Origin of the sequence: Prosthecobacter sp., assembly GCF_044226605.1 — a bacterium.
Classification (GTDB): Bacteria; Verrucomicrobiota; Verrucomicrobiia; order Verrucomicrobiales; family Verrucomicrobiaceae; genus Prosthecobacter.
Genome location: NZ_JBGAGS010000028.1, coordinates 1 through 26,904 on the forward strand (window position 1 = coordinate 1; position 26,904 = coordinate 26,904).

Below are 26,904 nucleotides of genomic sequence, written 5' to 3' on the forward strand. Positions count from 1 at the left end.
AAGTGCACACGAGGAAATAACGCGCCAACTAGAGCATTGATTTAACTCATTCATAATGAGTGGCGCACCCGTCAGGATTCGAACCTGAAACCTTCTGATCCGTAGTCAGATGCTCTAATCCGTTGAGCTACGGGTGCGTTAAAGTTTGTTAAAACCGCCGTGTTGGAAACAGCGGGCAGAGAGAGTAGACCAGTGCATGCCTTTGTCAATCACTCCGACACATTTTATTCATTTCTTGCCGCAAACTTCAGCGTGACTGCTCATATGCATGCGCAACGCGAAGCACCGTGGCTTCATCCAATGCTTTGCCCACGATCTGCAGACCCACGGGAAGAGCCTTGCCCTCCACGTCCACATTGCCACAAGGCAGGCTGATTCCAGGGAGGCCGGCAAGATTGACAGGAATGGTGAAGACATCTTCCAAGTAAGCGGCGAGCGGGTTGTCTTTGAGCTCGCCCAGTTTGTGCGCAGGTGTCGGGCTGGTGGGAGAGATGATGACATCCACCTGCTTGAAGGCCTCGGTAAAGTCATTGCGGATCAGCGTGCGCGCCTTTTGCGCGCGGATGTAATAGGCGTCGTAATACCCGGAACTGAGCATGTAGGTGCCCAGCAGGATGCGCCGTTTCACCTCGGGCCCAAAACCTTCGGAGCGGGAGAAGGTGTACTGATCCATCAAATTCCCGGCAGCACTGCTGCGGTGCCCGTAGCGCACGCCATCAAAACGAGCGAGATTGGCCGAGGCCTCTGCGGGAGCGAGAACATAATAGGTGGCCACTCCCAGCTCGGTGTGCGGAAGGCTGATTTCTTCAATGATGGCGCCCAGGGACTCCAACTGGCGGATGGCCGCCTGCACGCTGGCAGAAACACCGGCGTGGATGCCGTCGATGTAATACTCCTTCGGCAGGCCAATGCGCAGCCCCTTGATGTCTCGACCGAGGGACGCGGTGAAGTCCGGAACGTCCACGTTCAGTGAAGTGGAGTCGAGGGCATCATGACCGCAGAGATGGTTCAGCAGGAGGGCTGAATCTTCCACTGTCTTGGTGACAGGACCGATCTGATCGAGCGACGACGCGAAAGCAACCAAGCCAAAGCGTGAGACGCGGCCATAGGTGGGCTTGATGCCGACGCAGCCGCACAGGGCAGCGGGCTGGCGGATCGAACCACCTGTATCGGAACCAAGAGCGGCGACCGCGAGATCCCCTGCCACTGCGGCTGCACTGCCCCCACTGGAGCCGCCGGGAACGCGGGAGAGATCGCGCGGATTGCGGGTGACGCCAAGTGCGGAGTTCTCGGTGCTGGAACCCATGGCAAACTCATCCATGTTGAGCCTGCCAAACGGGATGGCGCCGGCGGCGCGCAACTGACGGATGGCTCCTGCGTCATAGGGGGAGGAGTAGTTCTCCGCGAGGATGCGAGACCCGCAGGTGCAGGGCTGGCCCGTCACGTTCATGTTGTCCTTCACCGCGATTGGAATGCCACCGAGGGGCTTGGTGATATCGGCGCGGTCTGCTTCGGCAAGCGCGGTCTCCACATCCCAGGACAGATAGGCGCCAATCTCAGTGTTGCGGGACTCGATAGACTTTGCGACATCCAAAACGATGTCGCGTGGCGTGATTTCACCTGCAGTGATGCCTTGGCGCAAGGCTGCAATGGTGGAGGAGGCAAGCATAGGAGGGAAAGGCGGAAAAAGAAAAAGGGGGAAGGCGGGCTGTTACTCGATGACCTGCGGAATTTGAATCTGGTCCGCGACGCGTTTGGGAGCATTGGAAAGCGCCTGGTCCTGGGTGAAGCCCGGGCGGGGCACATCCGCGCGCAGCACGTCATACACGGGAATGGCATGGGCGGTGGGCTCCACTCCGTCCAGGTCGTAGCGGGTCAGGGTGTCAATGTAAGTCAGGATGCCGTCAAGCTGGGAGGCATACCGCGTGGCTTCCTCCTCGTTCAGCGAGAGACGGGCCAGCTTGGCCACATGGTTGATATCGATCTGATGAGCGTCAGGCATGGTAAACCGCCCTTTTGGCAGCAGGTGCCATGGAATGCAAACAAAAGGCACAGACTGTTAGCAGTCTGTGCCTCAGAAAAAATGACCTTATGATGTTACCAGCCTTGGGCGGAGGAATAAGGAATTTCGGAACGGAATCCCACTTCTGGCGGGAACTGGGTGTATCCCCACCAGGAGTCCACGTTCTCCTTGTGATGATACGGAGGGCGGTAGGTGCGCTTCCAGCTGGGCACCGGGAAAGTGGCGATCTCATAGAGGCCGTAGCCAGCTCTCACCAAAGTGCGCTTCGTGCCTTCAACGAGCATGTCAGAAGCAGCTGCGATGGAACCGTCGGACTCATTGGTCTTGCGCCACACGGCAGGATATTCGAACCAGCCAAAAAGCACATTGCCCACACCACGGCTAAGCTTACGGCTCCAAGTGAAATGATGCCCTGGAGGGGACTGGATGTCTCCATAGGCAATGCTGGAAACGGCACAGAGAGTGAAAGCGAGGAGTAGAAAACGGTTTTTCATGCGACTTAATGATGATTAACAAAATTTGGCGGTGTTTGGCAACCATTAATTGTGTTTTTTGCCACCCACCGTTCATCGCTGCCGGGGCGGAAACTGGCGGTACAGAAGCTGCCGTGCCTGCTCCAGGGCCGCAGGCGTCACGGGATGGTCCACAGTATTGGTCATTTCTGCCTCGTCGCGGCTGTGGTCATAGAGCTCGCTTGCCACCACGCTGCCACTGTCAAAGTCGCGCCATTCAGTGTAGCGAAGCGTGGGGGTGCGGACGCTCACTCCCATGACTTCCGGCCTGGCACGTGGGGCGCGGTCCGGGTAGGGCGGGCGCGGGTGCTGGGTATAGGCCGCTTCTTTGACTGTGGCATGGGGGTCATCCAAGACTGGAACGAGACTGGCGCCCTCCATCCCGGGGGCACTGGGCACCCCGCACACGGCGGTGACTGTGGGGAACAGGTCCACCATTTCCACCAGGGTGTCCGTGCTGGCTCCGGCGTGTTTTGCCTTGGGCGGCACGATGATAAGCGGCACGCGGGCGTCGAGTTCGAAATTCGAAGTTTTGGCCCAGAGGCCATGCTCCCCGATGTGGTATCCGTGGTCTCCGGAGAAAACGATGAGCGTGGAGTCGAGAAGGCCCTGCTGTTCCAGCGCAGCAATCACCTTCCCCACCTGCGCGTCCATGTAGCTGATGCCGGCAAAATAGCCGTGCCGCATCTCTGCCGCCTGTTCTGCGGTGGGCTGCTTCTGGTTTTCCGCCGGGCCCAGAATTTCAGTGCTCTGGTGAAACGCTATCTCAGGAGCGGCGACCGGTCGCGCAGGATCATACGCAGGGAGTTTTTCCCTCTGGTAGAGGTCCCAGTATTTTTTCGGGGCATTGAACGGAGCATGTGGTTTCCAAAAGCCTACCGCCAGGAAAAAGGACTCGTCCTTAATCTCGCCAAGGACGCGCACAGCTTCAGCCGCCACACGGCCATCATAGTAGGCTTCATCCGGCACCTCCCGGCACTCACACAGCGGCACTTTGCCATATTGGCGCAAATTGCTGGAAAGAGTGGCGAAGTTCGGTGGCATCTCCCCTGAAACCTCAGGGATATCATCCCCATGATTAGCATAGTGCAAGAATTCCGGAGCGCTCCAAGATCGGGGATCTCCATGTTCTTTGGTGTGCCAGTTGTGGAAAATCTTGCCCACGCAACGGGTGGTAAAACCGTGCTGTTTCATCCATTGAGGCAGGGTGAGAACACCCGGCTTCAACTCGCGGAAATGCGTGCCATTCACATATAGCCCCAGGGTGCCGGGACGCAAACCAGTAAGCATGGAGGACCGGGAGGGATTGCAAACCGCCTGCTGACAATAGGCGCGGCGGAAAAGCGTGCCTCGCCTGGCCAAAGCATCCAGATGGGGCGTGATGGCGACGGACCCATAGCAGCCCAGTTCGGGGCGCAGGTCATCCGCCATAATAAAGAGGACTCGGGAGCGCTCCGCTCCGTGAATGCACACAGAAGTCAGCAGAAAAAGCGCACCTAGGGCAGCGGATCGGATGGTCATGGCCGGGGATAAACGCGAGATTCGGCCCGATAATTACCCTCAACGCCGCCAAAAACTCAGGCGGCTGGGCGCTTGAGCTTGTTCCGCATCCTGCGCCATTCAGCACGATGATTCCGTGCCCATTCATTGAGGGCGAACTCAAAGCCGATGTCATGGCCCTCCTGCTCGCTGACAAGCCATTTAAGCCGCTGGATCTCCTCCTGCTCGGCCAGAAATTCTCCATAAGGGGTTCCGGGCTGGGCAGGAAGGTGAGAACTGGTCATGGCCGATGAATGAACGAATTCGAGGCGTGTTTCAAGCCAGAGCTGCCGGGAGGGGGGGAGGTAAAGGCGGGCCAGCGAGGGGACGGAGGGGGGGCGGATTTTTTCGGACTGCAAAAGAAAGCAAATGACAAGGTCTTTCGACCCTTTATATAATCAGCGACTTAAAGTCACACGTCCATGCCGGAGTAGCTCAGTGGTAGAGCATCGCATTCGTAATGCGAGGGTCGCGGGTTCAAATCCCGCCTTCGGCTCCATCCACGCGTGTTTGCCATGACCAACCCGAGCATTGCTGACAATGACCCGCCACGCCGCAGCCGAGCACGGCGCCGAGAGGCCATGATCAATGCGATAGCCACCGTGCTGGGTTGCATGGCGTTGGTCGTGATGATTGCCACGGTGGTTCGAGTCGTTATGGTAAAGCTTTGGGAATCAGCCAAGGTGAATCCTGATTACGTGCAGTCCGTGTATGACAAGGACTTGGAGAGGCGATGGTCTGGGAAAACCAAGGAAAATCCCGCCCTCCTTAACGGGGCTTCAGACGTCCATGTGCCAGAGACCCGTATCCAGGCAGAGACAGTCAGACCTGGTGAAATTACCACAACCCACAAAGGCACCGATCGACTTCCCCTGGGTAATGGTTCGATTGCCGAAACACCTTCGCTGATTCAGGATATCGACAGCAAAAGGCCAAAGATCGAGCATGCCGTCCGAGGCTTTTTTGAAGCCGCGAGCCTTGACCAAAAGCTGCTTTACTCCCGTGATCCCTCCCGGGTGCGGCCGCTGATGGAGAATTATTACGAGAGCCATGCCCAGCAACCGCTCGAATGGAAGAGCCTGGGGTGGGTGCTGCCCGTGGAGGAAGAAGGATACCGGCTTGGCTACGCCCAGGCGATCTTTGCCAATGCGGAACCCGTGAGCCTGATCATCGAGGAGAAAGATGACGGAAGTTTCCGAGTGGACTGGGAAAGCTCCGTCCGCTACAGCGAGGCCAACTGGGAGGAGTTCATCAAGACCCAGCCGACAGCGCCGAAGCTGTTCCGAGTGATCGCCTCCAAGCCCCAAAACAGCCCTCCCGACTCGCCTCCAATGGGCAGCGAAGTCCTCGAAATCAAGCATCCTGACGATAATGACGTCATTTATGCCTACTTTGATCGTAAAGATCCTAAGTTTCAGCCACTTCTCCAGCAACTCCAGACCGGAAACTGGAAAGACGTCCCGTTAACTCTTCGACTCTGTTATCCTGGCCCAACCGGCAATGGCAAAAATGCACGGATTGCAGCAGTCGAAGGCAAAGGATGGCTGATATTGCACGGAACCAGGAGCTAGACTGTGAGCAAACCTAAACGAAATACGAAAAAGGCGGCCCGGGGTAAGGCCATGCCTGCCCCCAAGAAAACCGTGGCCTCCAAGAAAAAGGCCCCTTCCAAGCCAGCCAAGAAAGCGCTGCCGCAAAAGAAAACGGTTTCTACCAAGAAGGCTGCTCCGCAAAAGACCGCTCCAAAGAAGCCAGCCGTCAAAAAGGCCATTGTCAAAAAATCTGCTGCGCCGAAGCCTTCGGTGAAAAAGAAGGCTGTGACGAAGGTTCCGGCTCCAAAAGCCAAGGTCCCAACGCCCAAACCTGCCCCGGCCCCCGCCAAGCCCGCTGCAACCAAACCTGCTGGCAAGGCACAGCCTCCAGCTAAATCAGCGGTCCCTGCCAAGCCGGCAGCAGCTCCTGCAAAGCCAGCCGCCGCTCCTGCAAAACCGGTGGCTGCCGCTGCAAAACCAGCGATTTCAAAGGCGGCTGTTCCTGCCGAGAAACCTGCTGCTACAGCCGCAGCGATTCCCGCCGCCACTCCAAAAACAACTGCGGCACCTGCTGCGGCCACAGCTAAAAAGCCTGCTCCTGCAGCGCCCGTGGAAGTTGTGGTGGAGGCTCCCCCTGCCCCGCCCCCTCCAGTTAAGAGGGTACCCACCCAGCCGCTGCCGCCACCCGGGCCTACGAAGTCGGGCGCTCTCTTTTACGACTCCCACATGCACACACCGCTTTGCAAGCACGCGTGGGGAGAGCCCGAGGAGTATGCCGAACAGGCGGTCAAAGCAGGTTTGAAGGGCATTATCTTCACCTGCCACTGCCCCATGCCGAATGGCTTCTGGCCCTCCGTTCGTATGGCCGAAAGCGAATTCGACACCTACGTGGAGCTCGTTCAGCGCGCCGCCGATGCCTTCAAGGGGAGGCTCGACATCCGCCTTGGAATCGAAAGCGAATTTTTCCCCGGCTGCGAAGAGTACATTTCCAACCTGCACCAGCGCGCCGACTTCCACTACGTGCTGGGCGCCGTGCACTGGCAGGCCAAGGAATACCTCAACAAGTTTGAAACCGGCACCATCGAGAACTTCCGCCGCACCTACTTTGAGCACCTCGCCAAGTCGGCCGAGTCCGGTCTTTACGATGCCCTCGCGCATCCTGACCTGGTGAAGAACTACCACCCGGATTCCTGGTGCTTTGCCATCGTGAAAAACACCGTCGCAGGCGCGCTGGACCGCATTGCCGCCACCGGCGTGGCGATGGAATTGAACACCTCCGGGCTCAACAAGAGCTACTCTGAGATGAACCCGGGGCTCGAAATGCTGCGCATGATGGCGGAACGCAAGATTCCCGTCGTCGTTGGTTCCGACTCGCACCGCTCCGTGCGTGTGGGCGAGCATTTCGTGACCGCCTTGAACAACCTGGCCGAAGCAGGCTACGAGAACGTCAGCTACTTCCTCAACCGCCAGCGCATCGACCTGCCCATTTCCGACGTGCTTGCCAGCTTGAAGAAGGCCGCCGACCACAACGCCTGATCTCCTCATGGTTCGCACCGGCATTGGTTACGACGTCCACCCCTTTGAAGAAGGCCGCCCGCTCGTGCTTGGCGGGGTCACCATTCCGCATTCGCGCGGCCTGAAAGGGCACTCGGACGCAGATGTGCTCAGCCACGCCATCGCGGACGCCGTCCTCGGTGCCCTCGGAGAGCCCGACATCGGCCACTGGTTTCCGCCCAGCGATCCGAGCATCGAGGGCATCTGCAGCCTCAAAATTCTCGAAAAATGCGCCGAGATTGCCGCAGGCAAAGGCATGCGGATTGAAAACGTGGACGCCTCCCTCATTGCCGAAGCGCCGCGGGTGAAACCGCATGCTGCGGCCATGAAAGCGAACATCGCTTCTGCGCTTGGCATTCAGCCGGACCAGGTCGGGGTGAAGGCCACAACGAACGAGCGCCTGGGCTTTGTGGGTCGGGAAGAAGGAATCGCCGCAATGGCGGTGGCCTGTGTCAGCAGGATCTGATTCCGGTTTAATCACAAATCTGTTTTTGTCTTCTTGCCAGCATGCGCGCAAGAGTGGAAAGAATTCATGCTCCGTCCTCGTGTTCACTGCGCATGCGTTGAAGGCTCCCTACGCCCTCATCTGCCACGCTTCATTCTGATTTCGTCACTCCCTTCTCATGTCCGACTCCGCCGCTGCCGCCGCTCTCGTCTCAGGTTATAACAAGCTCAAAGCTGCCCTCGGCAAGCGCATCGTCGGACAGGAGGCCGTCATTGAGCAGGTGTTCATCGCGATCGCCGCGGGTGGACACAGCCTGCTCGAAGGTGTGCCTGGCCTGGCCAAGACCCTCCTGGTCAAGTCCCTGGCGGACGCCATGCACCTGAGCTTCCGTCGTATTCAGTTCACTCCCGACCTCATGCCTGCGGACATCACCGGCACGGAGATCATCCAGGAAGATGCTGAGACAGGACGCCGCAAGCTCGTCTTCCAGTCCGGCCCCATTTTCTCCCAGATCATTCTGGCGGATGAAATCAACCGTACCCCGCCGAAAACCCAGGCCGCACTGCTGGAAGCCATGCAGGAAAAGCACGTCACCGTAGGCCAGGTCACGCATGAACTGCCCAAGCCCTTCTTCGTGCTGGCCACGATGAACCCCATTGAACAGGAAGGAACCTACCCGCTGCCTGAAGCGCAGAAGGACCGCTTCCTCTTCCTTATCAAAGTGGACTACCCCACCCGCAACGACGAGCGCGAAATCATCGCCCGCACCACGGGCGGAGAGACGCAGAATATCGACGCCGTCATCACGGCGGAAGAATTGCACGCCGCCCAGCAGCTTGCGCGGAAAGTTCCCGTTCCGGATCACGTCATCGACTTTGTGCTGGATCTCGTCCGCGCCACCCGGCCTACCGAGCCAGACGCATCTGAATACGTGAAGAGCATGCTGAGCTGGGGCGCGGGCCCGCGTGCCAGCCAGATGCTCGTGCTTGCCGGCAAAGTCCGGGCCCTGCTTCAGGGCCGCACGCATGTGACGACTGATGATATTGAAGCGCTGGCCGCCCCTGCCCTGCGCCACCGCCTTGTCCCCACCTTCCACGCTGAAGCGGAAGGCATCACGGTGGACCAGATTATTGCCGAGCTGGTGAAGAAGACCAAGAAGGGTGAAACGCGGGTGCTGTAAGGCTGAATTCCCGCCAGATCACACGTTCCCAAATCTCCCTCCTCTTCAGTGGCCACGCTTTCTGACATCCTGCAAGCCGAAGACATCACCAGTCTTCAGACGCTGCAGCTGTTTGCGCGCACGGTCGTGGAGGGATTCACCACCGGTCAGCACGCCTCCCCGCACAAAGGTTTCAGCGTCGAGTTCCGCCAGCACCGCCCGTATGTGCAGGGAGACGAAATCCGCCGCCTGGACTGGAAGATCTTTGGCCGCACAGACCGCTTCTACATTCGTGAGTTTGATGAAGAAACCAATCTGCGCGCAACCATCGTGCTGGATGCCAGCGGAAGCATGGGGTATCGCGGCCAGAAGGGCGTCTTAAAATTTGATTACGCACGCAAGCTCGCTGCATCTCTGGCCTACCTGCTCATGAGCCAGCAGGATGCCGTGGGCCTCATTACTTTTGACTCCAAAGTGCGGGACATCATTCCCTGCCGCACCAAGATTTCCCATCTGCACCTGATGCTGGAAACCATGGTCAAGACCACCCCGGGAAAGGACACCAGCCTCGCGCCGGTGCTGGAGTCTCTCGCCCAGCGGCTCAAGCGCCGGGGCCTCGTCATCCTCATCAGCGATTTTTTTGACGATCCCACGGCGCTTCTCCAGTCCATTGGCGTGCTGCGCAAAAAGGGCCACGAGATCATCGCCCTTCAGCTATGGGACCGTGACGAGCTTGACTTCTCGTTTGGAAACTGGGCCCGGTTTGAGAATCTCGAGGACAATGACGACTTCCTGCTTCTGGATCCCGCCACCATCCGCCAGCGCTACATGGAAGTACAGCAGCAGTTTGCCAGCCAGCTCAAGGAAGGCTTCCGCAAGCATCAGGTCGACTACCTGAGCCTGCCGACGGATGAACCGCACACTGCGGCGCTGCGCAGCTACCTTTCCCTGCGCATGCGTTAAAACAATGGGTTTCCTCCACGGCATACTTCTTTTTGGCGCAGCGGCCTTCCTCATCCCGCTGATCATCCATCTGCTCAACAAGCGGAAGGTGGTCACCGTGCGCTGGGGGGCCATGCACCTGCTTCACGAAGTGATCCGCCAGCGGAAGCGCAAGATGAAGATTGAGCAGCTTCTGCTGCTGATGATCCGCATCGCCATTCCCATCGTGCTGGCGCTGTGCCTTGCGCGTCCCGTGCTCACGGCACTGCGGTCCCTGGGCCTTGGCAGTTCCTCCCTCGTCGTGATGCTGGACGACTCCTTCTCCATGCGCGCGCCAGCAGCGCAGACAACGCTGCCAGGCGGGACGGTTTTGGAGCAGGCGCGGCAGGACGTACAAAACATTCTGACCGATCTGCCAAGCGGCTCCAGCGCCCAGGTAATTCTATCCGGTGGCTCGCCACGCAAGCTGATGGACAAGGCCACCACCTCGCTCGATCTGGTGCCGAAACAGCTCAGTGACGTGCCCTCCATGTCTGGCCCTCTCGCCGCGAATGATGCGTTTCAGGCCGCCACCTCCGCCTTGAAAGATGCGCCCAATGCCGCGCGTGAGGTCGTCATCATTTCTGACTTCCAGGAAGCCGACTGGAAGGCCATCGCCGACGGGGCCGCGCTGCCCGCGCTCGAAAATCTTTCCAAGCAGGAACCCAAGCCTCAGATCACCTTTTACCGTGTGGGCAGCGATCTCGCGGAAAACCTGAGCATTGCCAGCGCGGATGTATCCGCCCTCGTTGCCGCAGAATCCCAGCCGATCGGCATGCGGGTGCGCATCAAAAACCATGGCAAACGGCCCTGGCAGGACATCCCGGTGCAACTGGAGGCTGACGGAGCGCGCCTGCGCACTGCGCGAGTCTCCCTGGCGCCGGAAGGCGAGGCCATGCTGTCCTTCACCCATGCCTTTAACAAGGTGGGCGACCACTCCCTCTCCGTCCGCATCGAAGGCGACAGCTTTGCCGATGACAACGCCTTCCACTCCATCGTGCAGGTGCGCAATCAGCTTAATGTTCTGCTGATTGACGGCAAACCGGGCAACGAACCGCTCAGCGGTGCGACCGACTTCCTCGACATCGCCCTTGAGCCGCACACCGTCGCCGCAGCATCGCTCAAGGACCTTATCCGCACCAAGAAAATCGACGTTCGCAAAATTCGCAATGAAGACCTCCGCCAGCAGGAGGTCATCATCATGGCCGATGTGCAGCGCCTTCAAGGGCACACGCAGAACGACATCGACAAATTCGTCAAGGAGGGAGGCGGACTGCTCATATTTGCCGGACCTGAGTGCGATCTCGACTGGTACAACCGTGAGTTCTTCCGCAAGGGAGAGGGGCTGTACCCTGCCGCCATCAAAGGCCAGGCACGCGCCGATGCGGACGAGCCCGCAGCACGAATTTTGATGCAGCGGTTCACTCATCCATCAGCGCTCTATTTCAATGACGCACGCGCAGGCCGCCTGCAGGATGCTGAATTCCGCCACTGGTTTGAATTTGTGCCGCAGGGGGATCAAACCCAGCGAATCTTCAATCTGGACCGCAATGTGCCGCTGATGATCGAGAAGAAATATGGCCGAGGCCGCGTCATCGCATCCGCCACCACGGCCAATGCCGAATGGAGCAACCTGCCGCTGCAGCCCTTCTTTGTGCCCCTGATGCAACGGCTGACCACCTACCTCGCGACAGTGGGGAGCGCACCTGCATGGCAGCTCGTGGGCTCCACGATCCGGCTGCCTCTGGACAAAGCAGAACTCGGCTCCGAATTTACCCTTCGTGATCCCACTGGGCAGACGCAGACGCTGAAGTCGGTCAAAGAGGGAGATTCCGTCTTTGTGCAAAGTCCCGCCATCTCGCAGCCCGGCATCTATCAGCTGCAAAAAACGGGCACGGAAAAGGTCTCCCTGCTGGCATTCAACATCGATGGCACAGAGTCCAATCTCAAGGCTCTGCCCGTGGCAGACATTCAAAAGATCGCCCAACGCCATGACGCCGCGTATGCCGACACCCTGCCCTCCTATCAGGCGCTGGACCGCACCCGCCGCCACGGCAGCGAACTCTGGCAGCCGCTCCTCATCGCGCTGCTGATGCTGCTTTTCGCCGAAGTTCTGCTGCAACAACACATCGCCAGAGGCTGAGCTGTAACGCATGACACCGCAAACTGAAACCACCCTGCGCTTCACAGGCGGCTACCCGCCGCTGCCAGTGGTCGTGCTCGCGCTTGGCCTTTCGGCATTGATGTGGTTTCTCTACAGGCGTGAGCTGAAGTTTGTGGGCAGTCCGGCGGCAAAGGTGCCTGCGGCGCTGCGCTCACTGGCGGTGTTCATTCTCGTGCTCGCGCTTGCGGGCCCGATCCTGCGGCACGTCACCACCATTCGACAGCTGGGCCGCGTGGTCGTCGCCGTGGACAGTTCGGCCAGCATGCAGCTGACGGATGACGCTGCAGACAAATCTGCCGGCGCTTCCAAAGCACGATTTCAACGCGCGGAAGATCTCCTGCTCAAAGGCACAACGCCGCTGCTGAAAAAACTCGCCGAGACTCAGGACGTGGAACTGGTGGCCCTGCGTGGCATGAATACGCAGCGTCTCTGGTGGTACCGTCAGAATGGCAAAGACACCTCCGGCGACATGCCCGCCAGTTTTGAACTTCCCGCCACAGCACCGATCACCAATCTGGATCAAACGCTGCGCGCCGCGCTCGGGCCCGCCGCGGCTGGAACCGCTCTGGTCGTGCTCACAGATGGCCAGCACAACTCCAATGGCTCGCCCGAAGAGTTCAGTTCCGCTCTCAAGAGCAGCGGCACCGCCATCTTCACCGTCGGGTTCGGCACCGAGATTCCGCCGGCGGACCTCGCGCTGCTTGCCGTGACTGCTCCTGAGTCCGTATTCTCCAAGGAAAACTTTCAAGGCCGGCTCGTCATCAATGACAGCATGCCTGGCGGCATTCCCGCCAGCGTGCGCATTGAAAGCCTGGGCAAGGTGCTGTGGAAAAAAGATTTCATCACCGACGGCAAAGGGGAAAAGAACTTCGATTTCATCTTTCCCGTTTCGGAGCTTCCTCCTCCCTCCCCAACCCAGCGGGACAAAACTCTGCGCAATGTGAACATCCAGATCGCCGCCACCGGTGACCGCGCCGCGCTGGAAAAAACACGCTCCAACAATGCACGCGAACTCTCCATCCATCTGCTGGAGAAGAAGCGCAAGGTGCTGATTTTGGACGGACGCCCGCGCTGGGAGTCACGCTATGTCCACAACCACTTCGACCGCGATGAACGCTGGCAGGCCAGGGTGATCTTCGATGACATGTCCGACAATGCTGCAAACAGCAACCTGCAGAAAAACTTTCCCAAAACGCGTGACGAACTGCTGAGCTTTGACCTCATCATCCTCGGCGACATCGCTCTGAATCGTTTCAAAAGCGAGCAACTCGACTGGATCGTCGAATTCGTCGAAAAACGTGGGGGTGGTTTGATCATGGTCGACGGACAGCGCGGCAAACTGCATGAATGGAGCCAGGGAAAAACCGCCCCGCTTATTCCGGTCCGGTTCGCCGCTTCCGGCAGCAAGACTCCACCGTCCAGCATTGAGCTGACCGCCGATGGCCAGCGCTTTGACGCCCTGCGTCTCAGCGACAGCCCCAGCGCCAACGCGACTCTCTGGCCAACTCTGCCAAAGATGAACTGGCACTCGAACGTCGAGCCGCTTGCCGCTGCCATCACGCTGGCAAAAGCGCAGCAGCCGACCATCGTCTTCCGGCAGGTGGGCGCCGGTGCAGTGCTCTACCTCGGCACCGATGAACTGTGGCGCTGGCGTTTCCAGGTGGCGGATTTGTACCATCAGCGTCTCTGGATGCAGCTTGGCTCATGGATCGCAGCGCCACCGTTTCAGATCGATCAGAAAAAGCTCTCTCTCGGCACCGACCATCTGCGGTATTCACCGGGTGAGTCTTCGGAGATCCGTGTGCGAGTTCGAAACGACAACGGGGACATCATCGCGGATGCACAGCCCCGTGCCTACCTTCTCCATGAAGGCGTCGAGGTGGCCACTTTGCAGCTCGAGGCCGACCCCACGCACATCGGCATTTACCGTGCCCTGACGCCGCCGTTGAGGGCCGGCACGTATGAGATCGCAGTGGCCGAGAGCCCCAGTGCGCAACGCAGCGAGGCCCGCCTCTCCCTCCACGTTTCTGACACCGGCAATCCCGAGTGGGCCACGCTTACCATGAATCGCATGCTGCTCGAAACCATGGCCACCAACAGTGGAGGACGCTTCTTGCGCGAAGAACAGGCTGCCAGCCTTTTGCCGAGCCTCCTGCAAAGCATGGACCGCAAACAGGTCATCACGGACGAGACCATCCTGTGGAGCAGCTGGTGGTGGTTTGGCGCTGCCATCCTGCTGCTCACTGCCGAGTGGCTCATGCGCAAGCGACTGAAGCTCGTCTGATTTCATGGCCTCCTCCAAGGATCTCTCCCAGCTGGCAGTACGCGTAACTCCGAACGCGAAGAAGTCCGAATTCGCCGGATGGACGGCTGATGAAAAAGGCCGTCCCGTGTTGCTGGTAAAACTAAAGGCCCCGCCCGTGGATGGCAAGGCCAACACAGAGCTGATCCGTTTTCTTGCCGATGAACTGGGCTGTGCCAAGGGGCTGATCACCTTGCTGCGCGGCACTTCAAGCCGGCAGAAAACCTTGGAGATGCCTGCGGGTGTGTTGGAGAGGCTGCCGAGGTAATGCGGCTCAACCCCGCGCACGCTCCAGCAGGTTCATCATCAAAAACGACAGCAGAAGCGCCAGTTGTTCCCCATCATCCGCCGGCCCTTCCTGCGTCAGACCGAAGCGTCCCTCGAAAAACGCAGACTGCTTCGTCAGCCTCACCACAGGCGCCCCTTGCTCTCCACGGCTCGCGATGTAGACTGGGTGCAGCATGAACCCGGTGAACAATCCCACGACCGGAATCTGGCCCACCAGTCCATCCAGCATCTTCGTCCACGGATTTGCCTCCTGAATCGCGAATGCCGGCGACTGCGCCCCCGGGGCAAACACATCGTAATGCGCCCGCCACAGCGATTTCATCCCCCTCCTGCCCACCGCGCCCAGCACCTGCCCGGTCGGCGATTTGAAAGTATACCGCGCTGACCAGTCAATGATGCGGTCCGCCTCGATCGTCGCCAGCGGCGTCCGCATCGTGTCATCTGTGAACACCTCCACCTTTTCGCGAAAGCGAAACAGCTTCTGTTTCACATAGCAAACCGTGCTGCCATGTGCATCCGTCACGTAGATCTGCGGAGCCAGAGCGAAGAATTTGAAGGTGAAGGTGAGCGGGTAGTTCATGGTACCGCCAGTGTGGACAGACCGCCCTGGGGTGCAATGAGAGAACACGGACTGGTTTGGAATCAACCCTCAGCCCCAAAGATTGTCCGGAAAGGCCAGTCGTTCATGCCGCAAATCCACCACTCATTTGACGAAACATCACGAAAGGCTTTGCAGCAGTGCCTCCGCACACGCCGCCGCAAACTCTGGCGCGTTGATTTCACAATCCATCTCGATGAGCGGAATGCCCGGGCGCAAGTGCTGCTTGATCGCACCAAACAGCGCCGCATCCGCCGCTGCATCATGAAACGGCTTCCCTTCAGCACTGATGATGCTGATGGCCTTCAGCGGCAGCAGCACCGTCACCGGACCACGATACGTATTCGCTTTCTCCGCCAGGATGCGCCCGAGTTCCGCACATTCAGCCGCATTCGTCCGCATCAGGGTTACCTGCGGATTGTGAATGTAGAAAGTGCGGCCTTCGAACTTTGCGGGCACGCTGGCTCGCTCGCCAAAGTTCACCATGTCGAGACAGCCCGGCGTGATGATGGCGGGGATGCCCGCCTTCGCAGCGGCATCCAGGCGGGTGGGCCCGGCACCGAGGATGCCGCCCGCCAGTTCATCAGCCCACTCCGTGGTCGTGATGTCCAGCACACCGGCAAACATGCCGCTTTCAATGAGCGACTCCATGATCTTGCCGCCGGTCCCGGTGGCGTGAAATACCAGCACCTCATACCCGGCCTCTTCCAGCCGCTTCTTCGCCATGTTCACGCACTCCGTCGTGTTGCCAAACATCGAGGCGGCGATCAACGGCTTGTCCTCTCCCTCGGGCACCACTGTCTCCACCATTCCGCATATCGCGCCCGCCGCACGTGCCAGCAGCACCCGTGAAATGCGGTTGACGCCGCTCACATCGACAATGCTGGGAAACATCACGATGTCTTTTGTCCCCACGTAAGGCGCCACATTGCCCGCAGCCAGTGTGGACACCATCAACTTCGGAAAACCAACAGGAAGCGTGCGCATGGCAGCGGTGCCGATGGCCGTGCCGCCACCACCCCCGAGCGAGATCACACCCTGCACCTTCCCACTCGCGACCAGCGCCGTTAAAAACGCTCCCGCCGCACCCGCCATCGCTGTCACAGCCTCCCCCCGATCCTTCCGCTCCATGATGCTGGCGAGATCCACCTTTCCTGCCGCCGCCACCTGCTCCCGCGTCACGTCCGGCTGCACTTGAGGCGCATCCCCGCTGCCCGTGTCAATCAGCAGCGTCTGATGCCCGCGCGCGCGGATGACTTCCGCCACGTAGGCGTGTTCATGACCTTTGGTATCAAGCGTGCCGAGGACTGCGATGGTTGCCATAGTGGCATCATAAAAGCGGGCGCGGGAAGAACAGCAACCGTTTCACACCTGATCCTATCCGGGCTGCACCAAGATTGATTGAGCCCCCCCGAAAATCCCCCGTGCCTTTGCACCTGCTCATGACATAGTGACGCCTATGCTGGCGGCATCTCCAGTTTCATCAGCACCAGTGAGACCAAAAGTGGCTCGTTTCTCGATAACTTGAGGAAGAATTGGCAGCCGACGATTTGACCGAAACTGCCGAGGGAAAAGCAGCAGTCATCGAGATCCTTGATCAACGCTGGCAAAACTATCAGGCAGCCCCCGCCTCGGCCACAACGTGGAGCACCGTTCGTGAACGCATGCATGCCTGCCGTGCGGAGCAGGCATGAGCCACGAGGTCGACGTCCTCGCCGGTACTGATTGGCCACAATCCGTTCATTGGCTCGGCTCACTCACATCCCCCCTTTTCGAAAGTGGCTGTTGCTGGCTTGGGACATGGCCGTTTTCTATCGCCCAGTTGGCAACCAGTGCTTCGTGCATGGTGTTCTCAGCCTCCGGCAGGACCCTAAAATGGTGCTGACGCTGCTCGGGGCTAGAAATCAGCCCTGACACATCGCTCCATTTTCCCTCCTCCGGCATTGAACCCGGCGGATTTCTCGCCAAGTCAGGGGGTCCCACCCATGTCCCAAGCCGTTTTCCGCTCCATCCCCCTCCGCGAACTCAACGCCGACCAGCTTCTCGACCTCTCCAAGCGCATGAAGCTCTCGCTCTCACGCGCCGACATGCTGGCCGTGCAGAAGATCTATCAGGATGAAGGCCGCGAGCCCACGGATGTGGAGATGGAAGTCATCGCCCAGACTTGGAGCGAGCACTGCAAGCACCGCATCTTCGGCGCGAAGATCACCCACGTGCTGGACGGCAAGGAGGAGATCGTGGACGGCCTGTTCAAGACCTACATCCGCAAAGTCACCGAGGAGATCTGCAAGGATAAGCCCGACTTCGTGCTCGGCGCCTTTGAGGACAACGCAGGCTTCGTCCGCCTCGATGCCGACAAGGCCGTCTGCCTCAAAGTGGAAACGCACAATCACCCCAGCGCCATCGAGCCCTACGCCGGTGCGAATACCGGCCTCGGCGGTGTGATCCGCGACATTCTCGGCGCAGGCAAAGGTGCCAAACCAGTGGCCTCCATCGACGTCTTCTGCTTCGGCCCGCCCGACATCGAGCAGGAGGACATCAAGGCCAAGGACGTCATCCACCCCCTCGGCGTCATGCGCGGCGTCGTCCGCGGCGTGCGCGACTACGGCAACCGCATGGGCATCCCCACGGTGAACGGCGCGATCCAGTTCGACGACACCTTCATCTACAATCCCCTCGTCTTCTGCGGTACCGCCGGCATCATCCCCATCAAGGACATCGCCAAGGAAGTGAAGCCCGGCCACCTGCTCATCGCTGCGGGCGGCCGCACCGGCAAGGACGGCCTCAAGGGCGCCACCTTCTCCTCCGCCTCCCTCACCACGGATTCCCACGAAGAAGACCAGACCGCCGTGCAGATCGGCAATCCCATCGAGGAAAAGAAGGCCGCTGACTTCGTGCTCGCCGCCCGTGAGAAGGGCCTCATCCAGTTCGTCACCGACTGCGGTGCTGGCGGCTTCAGCTCCGCCGCAGGCGAAATGCTGCGCGAGACCGGCGGCGAAGTCTGGCTGGAAAACGCCCCGCTCAAGGCCCCCGACCTCGAAAGCTGGCAGGTCTTCATCAGCGAATCCCAGGAGCGCATGGTCATCGCCATTGAGGAAAAAGACCTCGCCGCCATGCACGAGCTCGCCGCCATTTATCAGACGGAACTCTGCGTGCTCGCCAAGGCCGATGGCTCCCAGCGACTCAAGGTCTTCCACCACGGCACCATCGTCTGCGATCTCCACGTCTCTGCCCTGCACGAGGCGCCGCGCCGCGAGATGAAGGCCAAATGGCGCACTCCGCCTGCGGTGAAGCCCGCCGTCCCCGTCCGTCCCGAGTCCTGGACCCACACCCTCAAGACCCTTCTTGCCGACTTCGCCATCGTTTCCCGCGAGCCCATCATCCGCGAATACGACCACGAAGTGCAGGGCAACACCGTCCTCAAGCCTCTCGCAGGTGCCAGTGGCGACGCCCCGCAGGATGGCAGCGTCATCCGTGTGGATGGCAGCAATCAGCTCGTCTCCCTCGCCTGCGCCTTGCTTCCCGAGTGGGGCAAGACCGACCCCCACCTCATGGGCCGAGCCGTGGTGGATGAATGCGTGCGCCAGCTCGTCGCCATGGGTTCCAACCCCGACCGCATCGCCATCCTCGACAACTTCTGCATGGGCAATCCCGACAGCGAGCGCGAGCTCGGCGCCCTCGTGGAATGCACCAAAGGCATGGCCAAGACCGCCATCGCCTACGCGGCTCCCTTCGTCTCCGGCAAGGACAGCTTCTACAACTACTTCGTTACCGATGAAGGTCCCGTCTCCATCCCCGTCACGCTCCTGCTAAGCGGCTTCGGCATCGTGGAAGACGCCAAGCATGTCGTCGGCGCCTCGCTGCGTCGAATCGGCAGCAAAATCGCCATCCTTGGCAAGGCCAGCGCCGGTCTGCGTGGCAGCATTGTCGCCAAATACACCAAAGGCATCGGCATGGACGCCGCGCCTGATTTCTGCGAAGTCGAAAGCCTCGCCGCCTATCGCCGCTACTATGAGCTTGTGAAGCAAGGTGCCATTCTCAGCGCCCACGACATCGGCGAAGGCGGCCTCGCCGTCGCCCTGGCCGAAATGACCTTCAGTGGCAAAGCCGGCCTCCGCATCGCCACTGACAAGATGCCCGCGAACCCCGGCCTCACCACCGCCGAGCTTCTGTTCGGCGAAACTCCCGGCCGCCTCCTCATCGAGATCGCCCCCGAGCACGCTGCCGCCGCCGAAGCCGCCGGACTCACGATCATTGGCGACTCCACCCGCGACCCCTACCTCTACATCGCGCACAACGGTACGACCCTCATCGACTCTCCCGTCGATCAGCTCAAGCCTCTGTGGCGCGATGGACTGGTGAAGTATTATTGACCACCACGAGGTTCCTCCGCAGGCTGCCTATTCGCCACCCGACTGGTCTCCGGCTACTCGCCCTTAAGCCTGCACCACACACACGTCCCGCCCTCAATGCGTGGCTTGATTTCAAAGCCAGCCCCCACGCTCTGCGCGCGGTAACGCATCGTGCGCAGTCCCATCCCCACCCCTTGGGCGGCTTTGTCAGCATTCAGGCCGATGCCGTTGTCTTCCACCCTCATTTCCAGCGCTTCGTCGCGCTGGTTCAATGAGATGACGATTTCACTCGCCTTCCCATGCCGCACCGCATTTGCCACCGCCTCCTGCGCGATCCGGTAAAGGTGCATCGCCACCTTGGGAGTGTCGATCTGGATCTCCCCGTTTTCCTCGATCTTTATCGACACACCCGTCAGCCTGCTCGTCTTCCCCGCAAAGTCCTTCAGGGCCACGGAAAAGCCTGAGTCATCCACATGCACCGGAAAAATCCCCCTCGCCAGATCACGCGCATCTGCGACCGCTTGTCGCACTGACTCCACCACCAGCGCAGCATCCTGCGCCGTCGGCTGTTGCTGCGCCTGCAGATCCTCGGCCAGCGCATGCACCGCACAGCCGATCGCCGCCAGCTGCTGGCACAGGCCGTCGTGCAGATCCTGGCCGATGCGCTGCTGCTCATGCTCGCTCACCCGGATGATGTCCAGCTCAAGCTGCCGCCGCTCCTCCAGCATCCGGATGTGGGCCGCGTCAGCATCCTGCTTGTTGCGCACGGCATTCACGGCAAAAACCAGCACACAGAAGTAGAACTGGCGGTTGAGCATCGCCCAGGAATATCCCATCAGCGTATGATAGGGGCTGGAGTATCTGTTGGCCACCCACCAAACCCCGCCCGAGACAACGGCAGCTGCCATGCCGCCACGCGCGCCAGCCCACCAGACTGCCAGGATGATGGGCAGCGCGTAAAAGATGAACCAGCTGACTTCAAAGCTCGTGATATAGTCCAGCCACCCGATCAACACCGTCAGGACCATGGGTGTGATCAGCGAGATCCACAGTGGACGCGCACGCATTCTGGCAGTGAGAATGGCCGTCCGCGATTTCATGGACCGAGGCATCGGCCAGATTTCCGGGCTGTTGATGGCGATCTCGCTCATGCGTGCTGTTGTGGCGTTTTTAGCATACTTTTACGCAGGTGCTGTCTTAAAAAATTACCAAGAATCATACCCCTCAGTGAACAACCTGAAAGTCTGAATTTCAAAGGACTGGAGGCGAAATCCGGCCCGCATCGATCTCCCGGCCCCGCTGACCATGCCCAAAATGGCGATGACCAAACTAAGGGTTGCCACCCACCTCACCCCGGTTTGCATGGACGTATGCCTCCTGCGCTCGCACTCCAGAAATCGTTCGTTCTTCTGCTCGCACTGCTGATTGTGCCAATGGCTGTTTTCGGACTTTGTTGCACCGTTACCTGGCAGGGCCGGTTGCTTTGCGCTTCCGGTGGTATGGTTGGACTGGGACCCTTGCTGTGGAGTTTAGGGCATGAGCGTGAATCGCAGTGGCAGAATTCGCTCGGAAAGTCGCTGCTGCTGGCTGGCATGGCCGGCTTCGGGCTGGTGGCCTGGCGCTCTCCGGACGGGCGGACGGAGGAAAGCGCCAGGATTCACGCACGCTATTCCGCCCCAGGCGGAAAACACATCTCTCTGTCCGTTGGCAGCCTTTTACCGGAGATTGATCAAATCCATCTGGGCTATGCCGTGGCGGTGGCGTTTGACCCGCTGTTTACGCGGCAGCAGGCGAAGGAACTGTCGGCCATGACAGACCGCATTTACGCGGAAATAAGCTCCGATGCGGATTTCACCGCAGTCGGCTCCGCACTTCCGGCAATCTATCGCGAGATGTGTTTTGAAGAGTTCCGGGATGGCCACTACTTCCATTACATCCCTTCCAAGGTGGACCGCAGCAAACCCACCCCTGCCCTTGTCTTTCTCCACGGCAGCGGCGGGAACTTCAAGGCTTACGTCTGGCTTTTTACCAGGATGGCGGATGAACTGGGAATCACCGTCATTGCGCCGACTTTCGGCTTCGGAAACTGGGAGAAAAAGGGCGGCTACGAGACCATCACACGCGCCATTGAGGACGCGGGCAAACATGCAGCAATCGATCCGGAGCAAATCCATCTGATGGGTCTCTCCAATGGCGGCAAAGGCTTGTGCCTGGCGGAATCAACCGCCGGACCGAAGTATCGTTCGCTGATTTTCCTTTCTGCGGTGCTGCATGACCGTATCCGGCCGAAGGAGCTGGCCGCACGCCTTCAGCAGCGCCGCATCCTCGTCCTTTCTGGTGGCAGCGATGACCGTGTGCCCTGGGACTATGTTTCAGGTTATGCGGACAAGCTGAAAGCCGGCGGGCTGGACGTCACGCAGCGCCGCTTTGACGAAGAAGACCACTTTCTGTTTTTCCGGCAACGCGGGGAGGTCATTGCCGTGGTGACGAACTGGCTGAAATCCTTCCTTCACACAACAGCTCCGCCTTGAAACAAGCGCGGCTCCACGCCGTACTTGATGGCATGCATCGTACGTTGGTTTTATGCGCAGCCAGCATGCTCCTGCTGACAGCCTCCCCGGCTGGCGCGGAGCCCTCATCGGCACAAACCATCGACTCCTTGGTCCTTGCAAAAAACCCGGGCCAGAAAGTGACCCCTGCCGAAGACGCAGAATTCCTGCGACGCGTGTGGCTGGATTTTGAGGGCGGCATTCCCACTCCGGACGAGGCGCGTGCCTTCCTCGCTGACACAACCCCTGACAAGCGCAGCCGTCTCATCGACAAGCTGATCTCATCACCACGCTTCTCCGAGCGAATGGCGGAGGCGTTCAACGTCATGCTGATGGAGAGGCGCGGAGAGAACGACGCGTGGAAGGCCTGGCTGGTGAATGCATTTCAAACCAACCTGCCGTGGGATGCCATGGTGCGCGAAATGCTGGCTCCCGATTTTCTCAGCGAGAAGCAACGAGGCGCAGGTTACTTCATCACCCGTAGACTGGAAAAGGTGGGGCAGCAGGACACGGACTACCCCGGTCTCACTCGTGACGTGGGCCGCATGTTCATGGGCATCGATCTGCAATGCTGCCAGTGCCACCGCCATCTCAGCGTCGGTGACTACAAGCAGATCGACTTCAACGGCCTCTTTGCTGTTTATCAAAATCTCAAGCTGCAAGCCATCGATGACAAGCACAAGACGCCCTGGGTCAGCGAGGGCCTCGTCATGGCCAAATACGAGTTTGCCTCCGTGCTCACCAGCAAGAAGGCGCAGACTGCGCCCCGCGTCCCTTTTGGTGAGGAGGTGATGATTCCAGCGCTGACCGCCGATGAAGCCTGGCTGATCAAACCCGACCGCAAGACCAAGGAGGTCGGTCAGCCAAAATTCAGCCCCCTGCATGAAATAGCGCAACGCCTGCCAGCGCCTGAAAACCCACTGTTCGCCAAAAACATTGCCAACCGAGTTTGGTTCCTGCTCATGGGGAAAGGCATTGTCGAACCGTTGGATCTTCATCACACGGACAACCCTCCGGCGAATCCTGAACTGCTCGACTTCCTCGCGAAAGAGCTGACGGCTCATCAGTATGACTTGCGCTGGCTGATCCGTGAAATCGCACGCACGCAGGCCTACCAGCGCAGCAGCACCGATAATGGCGCGCAACAGCGCCACCTCACCACCGAACAGCAGCTGCGGGCCTTCCTTGTCGCCACGGGCGAACGTGAGCGTGTGGAGAAGAACAAAAAGCCGGACGTGAAGTCGGACGCCGCCAAATACAGCCTGGCCGATTTCCAGAAGGCGTTCGCCGGCGCACTCGCCAATCCTGCCAAGGAACCCGAGCTCGCTGCGAATCCTTCCCTTCGCAGCGCGCTCTTCTTCCGCAACAGTGATCACGTGCTGTGGGCGCTGAAACCTCGCGCAGGCAATCTCATTGATCGGCTTGCCTCACAATCCTCCCCCGCCGAAGACCTCTATCTGAGCATCCTGACTCGCCTGCCGGACGCAGAGGAAAAGGCGCAGCTGCAATCCTGGTTGAACGCGCATGCCTCTGACAAAGCCAGGGCGCTCGGCGATTTTGCCTGGGCCCTGCTCAGCTCAACCGAGTTCTTCGTGAACCACTGAAATGCTCTGCTTATCATGAATCCGCTCTGCACTCCCGGCGACCACCTGCTATCCCGCCGCGCCTTTCTTGGCGGCGGCCTGGGCGCGCTGGGCGGCTTGATCTCACCTGCGGTTGCGGAAGTCATGAAGCAAAAGGACAAACAGGTGCTCTTTGTATGGATGGATGGCGGCATGTCTCAGCTCGAGTCCTGGGATCCGAAACCCAACACTGAGTTTGGCGGCCCCTTCCGCAGCATACCCACCAGCGTGCCGGGCGTGCACTTCTGCGAGCTGATGCCAAAGCTCGCAAAGCAGATGCACAAGCTCTGCGTGGTCCGCAGCATGTGTACGAAGGACAATGCACACTCCTCCGGTGTGGACCGCATTCAGCGCGGAGACCCGAAGAACCGCGGCGTTCCGTATCCGCATTTTGGCGCTGGTGTGGCAAAGCTGCTCGGGCCGGGGGCAAGCGGTCTGCCGCCCTATGTCTGGATCAAACCCGGAAGCGGAGGTTTTCGTGCGGAAGATGCGGGTTTTCTGGGTCCCAAATTCGGCTCGCTGGCTTTCGGGGATGGCAAGCCTCCGGAGAATCTGCTGCGCCATCCGGACGTCGCTGCAGAGCAGGACAGCGCACGCAATGAATTGCGCTCAATGCTGGACCGTCGCTTTGCCGCCAAACACGAAAAGCGTGTGGTTGAGGCAAACGCTTCTGTTTTCGACATGGCGGAAAAGCTCATGTCCCGCGCGGACATTTTCGACACCTCGCGGCTCCCAGAGCGCGACCGCGTGCGCTATGGGCGAAACGATTTCGGCCAGCACATGCTCGTGGCAAGGCAGATGCTGGAAGCCGGAGTTCGCTTCGTCAAAGTCACCAGCTATGGCTGGGACACGCATGGGGACAACTTCAACGCGCATGCGACGATGGTGCCCAAGTTTGACCAGGCCTTCAGCGCGATGCTTGAAGATCTCGAGGCCAGCGGCCTGCTGAAAACCACGCTCGTCATCTGCCTGAGCGAATTTGGCCGCACGCCGCGCATCAACGGCCATGTGGGCCGCGATCACTGGCCCGAAGCCTGGAGCATCGCCATGGCAGGTCATGGTGTGCGGCATGGGACGGTTGTGGGCGAGACGAATGACAAGGGAACCTGGGTGAAATCGCAGCCCTATGACATCGGCTCGATGTTTCACACTTGGTACCGTGCGCTGGGAATCGACCCGCTGAGAACGGAGTTCGACAACGCCGGACAGCCCCTTCCCATCGCGCATGATGAAATGATCCCCATCAAGGAGGCGCTCGCCTGATGAACGCAGCTGCGCCAGTTCTCTTCAGCCTCCTTCTGGCTTCCAGTCTCTTCAGCCACGCCGGCGAGGCCTGCTTCTCCAAAGATGGCAGCCGCGTCTATTTGACGACATCCGAATCCGGCACCGCCAAAATCGAAGAGATCAATGTCGATGACGGCACCCACCGCTTCCACACCTTCGGCCAGCAGCCCGGTCTCGGTGAGATCCGTCAACTCGACTCCCTCGGCGACGGCTCGCTGCTCTTCCTCTGCGATGAATCCATCTGGAAATGGTCCGCTGATCATCAGCACCTCACCAAAATCCACACCGCTGCGCAGGGCATGTCCTTCGACCAGCTCGCTGTATCACACTCGGATGGCGGCCTGGCCGTGTGGGGCTGGGCCAAGGAAGACGACGATGAAGAAGGAGGCGGCGTGCTCTTGTTTGCCAAAACCAAAGACGCCAAACTCGATAGCGTCCGCATGCGCCGTGTCGATCACGTCAATGGCATGTGCTTCCATGCAAAAGGCGAGATGCTCTTTGGCACCGAGGGCGATCTCTGGAAAGGCACCATCGAGCAGGAAGACGAGGACACTCTGAGCCTCACCGCCGAGCGCTTCGCTCCGCTCTCAGATCGCGAGACCTACATTGGCACCCCATCACAAATAGGCGTCAGTCGCGTCGCCGCATCGTCAGGCAGGATCTACTTACACCTCAGCCGCATGGGCGGCAGTGGCTGGGGCAGCGTCATCCGCCTCTCACTGCCCGCCGATTGCAAACCAGCGGCCGATTTGAAGGACATCCGCATGCAGCTCCAGATTTACAGCAAAGCCCTGAACTCGGTCGAAGTGCTCGAAGACAACGGCTCCCTCTCCTTCCTCTGCGCCTCGCACGATGGACGCCGCGTCTTCTTCACCAACCGCGCCGGGCCCGAAGACCGCACCTGCTTCCTCGTGGAAAAAGACGGCGCTGCAGCCCCCATCAAAGTCCTCCCTGCCCAGCCATGAGCCGCGAACCCAGACAGATCGCCGAAGTCAAAAGCGAGCACCAGATCAGTGCCGCGCGTTTCAGCCGCGATGGCAGCGTCCTCGTGACGGTGGGTTATGAGCCGGTCGTGCGGCGCTGGCAGTATGACGGAAAAACCCTGACGCCCCTGCCCTCTCTCGAGGGATTTCACGGTTACTGCACCGCCATCTCCTTTCATCCCCAGCTGCCCCATTTGTATTGTGCCGACTCGTGGGGCCAGCTGCGGTGCTGCGAGGGCGAAAACACTGTCTGGCAGACCGATTCCGCGCATGATGGATGGCTCCGGCAGATCGCCGTGGCTCCGGAGGGCGGCCGCATCGCATCGTGCGGAAAAGACCGGTTTGTGCGAATCTGGGATGCGGCAACGGGCAGGAAGCTGGCGGAGCATCAGGCGGTCGAAGACGTTTACGCACTGACCTTTGATCCTTCCGGCCAAAACATCGTTTTTGGCGACATGCGCGGCCATCTTCAGGCATGGGACCACGATCTGAAAAAGCAGCAGCGCACGTTTGATGCCTCCGCCTTGTACAAATACGATCGCATCCAGGACCTTTGCGGGCTGCGTGTTCTGCTGTTCATTGATGGTGGCAGGACTTTGCTCGCAGCCGGCACCACTCCGCAAAACGGAGCCACACCGCAGAGCATCCCGACGATCCTGCATTTCGAGTTCGCGAGCGGCAAACTTGCCAGGACCTTCTCCCACGGGGCAAACAAGGAGGGATTCATTCATGATTTGGTGCAGCACCCTGAAGGCCATCTCATGGCAGTCACCTCAGGCACGCCTGGAAACGGCATGCTTTTCATGACCGATCCTGCGGATAAAGAGCCTTTCCATGTGAACACAAAGATGGCCAACTGCCACGCACTGGCCCTGCACCCGGACGGCGCTCATTTTGTCGTTACCTCCACCAACCGGGACAGCAATGGCAACGGTCGCAGCCTGGGAAAGAACGGAGAGTACAAGACGAACAGCTCCCCCTTGCATTTGTTTGAGATGTAAGCCCCACGCAGGCAGC

22 protein-coding genes and 2 tRNA genes are annotated in these 26,904 nt (G+C 59.8%); 15 read left to right on the forward strand and 9 right to left on the reverse strand.

Going from position 1 to position 26,904, the window contains the following annotated elements; translation table 11 throughout:
• Positions 1–60: 60 nt before the first annotated feature.
• The 6 genes from ACILSO_RS27980 to ACILSO_RS28005 form a co-directional block, all read right to left on the reverse strand.
• Positions 61–137, reverse strand: a tRNA-Arg gene (locus ACILSO_RS27980).
• A 110-nt stretch (positions 138–247) separates the two neighbouring features.
• The gene (gene gatA, locus ACILSO_RS27985) at positions 248–1,669 is read right to left on the reverse strand and encodes an Asp-tRNA(Asn)/Glu-tRNA(Gln) amidotransferase subunit GatA (RefSeq protein ID WP_395740789.1); all 1,422 of its coding nucleotides are present in this window, start codon (positions 1,667–1,669) and stop codon (positions 248–250) included.
• Positions 1,670–1,711: 42 nt separating this feature from the next.
• Positions 1,712–2,002, reverse strand: coding sequence for an Asp-tRNA(Asn)/Glu-tRNA(Gln) amidotransferase subunit GatC (gatC, locus tag ACILSO_RS27990; RefSeq protein WP_395740790.1), 291 nt, complete (start codon positions 2,000–2,002; stop codon positions 1,712–1,714).
• Between the two features lie 95 nt (positions 2,003–2,097).
• Entirely contained in the window at positions 2,098–2,517 is a 420-nt protein-coding gene (locus ACILSO_RS27995; protein ID WP_395740791.1) for an exosortase system-associated protein, TIGR04073 family, read from the reverse strand.
• 72 nt (positions 2,518–2,589) lie between these two features.
• A complete protein-coding gene (locus ACILSO_RS28000; RefSeq protein ID WP_395740792.1) occupies positions 2,590–4,056 on the reverse strand; it encodes a sulfatase in 1,467 nt (488 codons plus the stop codon).
• Between the two features lie 56 nt (positions 4,057–4,112).
• Positions 4,113–4,319, reverse strand: a complete 207-nt coding sequence (locus tag ACILSO_RS28005) for a hypothetical protein (protein WP_395740793.1) — start codon at positions 4,317–4,319, stop codon at positions 4,113–4,115.
• 179 nt (positions 4,320–4,498) lie between these two features.
• Between ACILSO_RS28005 and ACILSO_RS28010 the strand changes: the two genes are divergently transcribed.
• From ACILSO_RS28010 to ACILSO_RS28050, 9 genes are all read left to right on the forward strand, one after another.
• A tRNA-Thr gene (locus ACILSO_RS28010) sits at positions 4,499–4,573 on the forward strand.
• Positions 4,574–4,589: 16 nt separating this feature from the next.
• The gene (locus tag ACILSO_RS28015; RefSeq protein WP_395740794.1) at positions 4,590–5,645 is read left to right on the forward strand and encodes a hypothetical protein; all 1,056 of its coding nucleotides are present in this window, start codon (positions 4,590–4,592) and stop codon (positions 5,643–5,645) included.
• Between the two features lie 51 nt (positions 5,646–5,696).
• A complete protein-coding gene (locus ACILSO_RS28020) occupies positions 5,697–7,142 on the forward strand; it encodes a histidinol-phosphatase HisJ family protein (protein WP_395740795.1) in 1,446 nt (481 codons plus the stop codon).
• Positions 7,143–7,149: 7 nt separating this feature from the next.
• Positions 7,150–7,626 (forward strand): 2-C-methyl-D-erythritol 2,4-cyclodiphosphate synthase, encoded by a 477-nt coding sequence (ispF, locus tag ACILSO_RS28025; RefSeq protein ID WP_395740796.1) that lies wholly within the window; start codon positions 7,150–7,152, stop codon positions 7,624–7,626.
• Positions 7,627–7,783: 157 nt separating this feature from the next.
• On the forward strand, positions 7,784–8,785 hold the full coding sequence (locus ACILSO_RS28030; RefSeq protein WP_395740797.1) for an AAA family ATPase: 1,002 nt from the start codon (positions 7,784–7,786) through the stop codon (positions 8,783–8,785).
• 48 nt (positions 8,786–8,833) lie between these two features.
• Positions 8,834–9,727, forward strand: a complete 894-nt coding sequence (locus ACILSO_RS28035; protein WP_395740798.1) for a DUF58 domain-containing protein — start codon at positions 8,834–8,836, stop codon at positions 9,725–9,727.
• Between the two features lie 4 nt (positions 9,728–9,731).
• Positions 9,732–11,888, forward strand: a complete 2,157-nt coding sequence (locus ACILSO_RS28040) for a BatA domain-containing protein (protein ID WP_395740799.1) — start codon at positions 9,732–9,734, stop codon at positions 11,886–11,888.
• A gap of 10 nt (positions 11,889–11,898) precedes the next feature.
• A complete protein-coding gene (locus ACILSO_RS28045) occupies positions 11,899–14,193 on the forward strand; it encodes a VWA domain-containing protein (protein WP_395740800.1) in 2,295 nt (764 codons plus the stop codon).
• 4 nt (positions 14,194–14,197) lie between these two features.
• Positions 14,198–14,479: a DUF167 domain-containing protein gene (locus ACILSO_RS28050; protein ID WP_395740801.1), complete on the forward strand. Its 282-nt coding sequence runs from the start codon at positions 14,198–14,200 to the stop codon at positions 14,477–14,479.
• 6 nt (positions 14,480–14,485) lie between these two features.
• Here ACILSO_RS28050 and ACILSO_RS28055 read toward each other — a convergent pair whose 3' ends face one another.
• Positions 14,486–15,079 (reverse strand): hypothetical protein, encoded by a 594-nt coding sequence (locus tag ACILSO_RS28055; protein ID WP_395740802.1) that lies wholly within the window; start codon positions 15,077–15,079, stop codon positions 14,486–14,488.
• Between the two features lie 138 nt (positions 15,080–15,217).
• Entirely contained in the window at positions 15,218–16,420 is a 1,203-nt protein-coding gene (locus tag ACILSO_RS28060; RefSeq protein ID WP_395740803.1) for a Tm-1-like ATP-binding domain-containing protein, read from the reverse strand.
• Positions 16,421–17,082: 662 nt separating this feature from the next.
• Here ACILSO_RS28060 and purL point away from each other — a divergent pair.
• The gene (purL, locus tag ACILSO_RS28065; RefSeq protein ID WP_395740804.1) at positions 17,083–19,470 is read left to right on the forward strand and encodes a phosphoribosylformylglycinamidine synthase subunit PurL; all 2,388 of its coding nucleotides are present in this window, start codon (positions 17,083–17,085) and stop codon (positions 19,468–19,470) included.
• A 53-nt stretch (positions 19,471–19,523) separates the two neighbouring features.
• On the opposite strand, the gene ACILSO_RS28070 is transcribed toward purL, so the two are convergent.
• On the reverse strand, positions 19,524–20,600 hold the full coding sequence (locus tag ACILSO_RS28070; protein ID WP_395740805.1) for a sensor histidine kinase: 1,077 nt from the start codon (positions 20,598–20,600) through the stop codon (positions 19,524–19,526).
• Between the two features lie 366 nt (positions 20,601–20,966).
• On the opposite strand from ACILSO_RS28070, the gene ACILSO_RS28075 reads away from it, so the two are divergent.
• From ACILSO_RS28075 to ACILSO_RS28095, 5 genes are all read left to right on the forward strand, one after another.
• Positions 20,967–21,980 carry an alpha/beta hydrolase gene (locus ACILSO_RS28075; protein ID WP_395740806.1) on the forward strand — a complete coding sequence of 338 codons (1,014 nt, stop codon included), beginning with the start codon at positions 20,967–20,969 and terminating at the stop codon, positions 21,978–21,980.
• Between the two features lie 65 nt (positions 21,981–22,045).
• Entirely contained in the window at positions 22,046–23,602 is a 1,557-nt protein-coding gene (locus tag ACILSO_RS28080; RefSeq protein WP_395740807.1) for a DUF1549 domain-containing protein, read from the forward strand.
• Positions 23,603–23,617: 15 nt separating this feature from the next.
• Positions 23,618–24,883, forward strand: coding sequence for a DUF1501 domain-containing protein (locus tag ACILSO_RS28085; RefSeq protein ID WP_395740808.1), 1,266 nt, complete (start codon positions 23,618–23,620; stop codon positions 24,881–24,883).
• Positions 24,883–25,869: a hypothetical protein gene (locus ACILSO_RS28090; protein ID WP_395740809.1), complete on the forward strand. Its 987-nt coding sequence runs from the start codon at positions 24,883–24,885 to the stop codon at positions 25,867–25,869. The genes ACILSO_RS28085 and ACILSO_RS28090 overlap by 1 nt, the downstream gene beginning before the upstream one ends.
• The gene (locus tag ACILSO_RS28095) at positions 25,866–26,888 is read left to right on the forward strand and encodes a WD40 repeat domain-containing protein (RefSeq protein WP_395740810.1); all 1,023 of its coding nucleotides are present in this window, start codon (positions 25,866–25,868) and stop codon (positions 26,886–26,888) included. Before ACILSO_RS28090 ends, ACILSO_RS28095 begins: the two co-directional genes overlap by 4 nt.
• Positions 26,889–26,904: the final 16 nt, after the last annotated feature.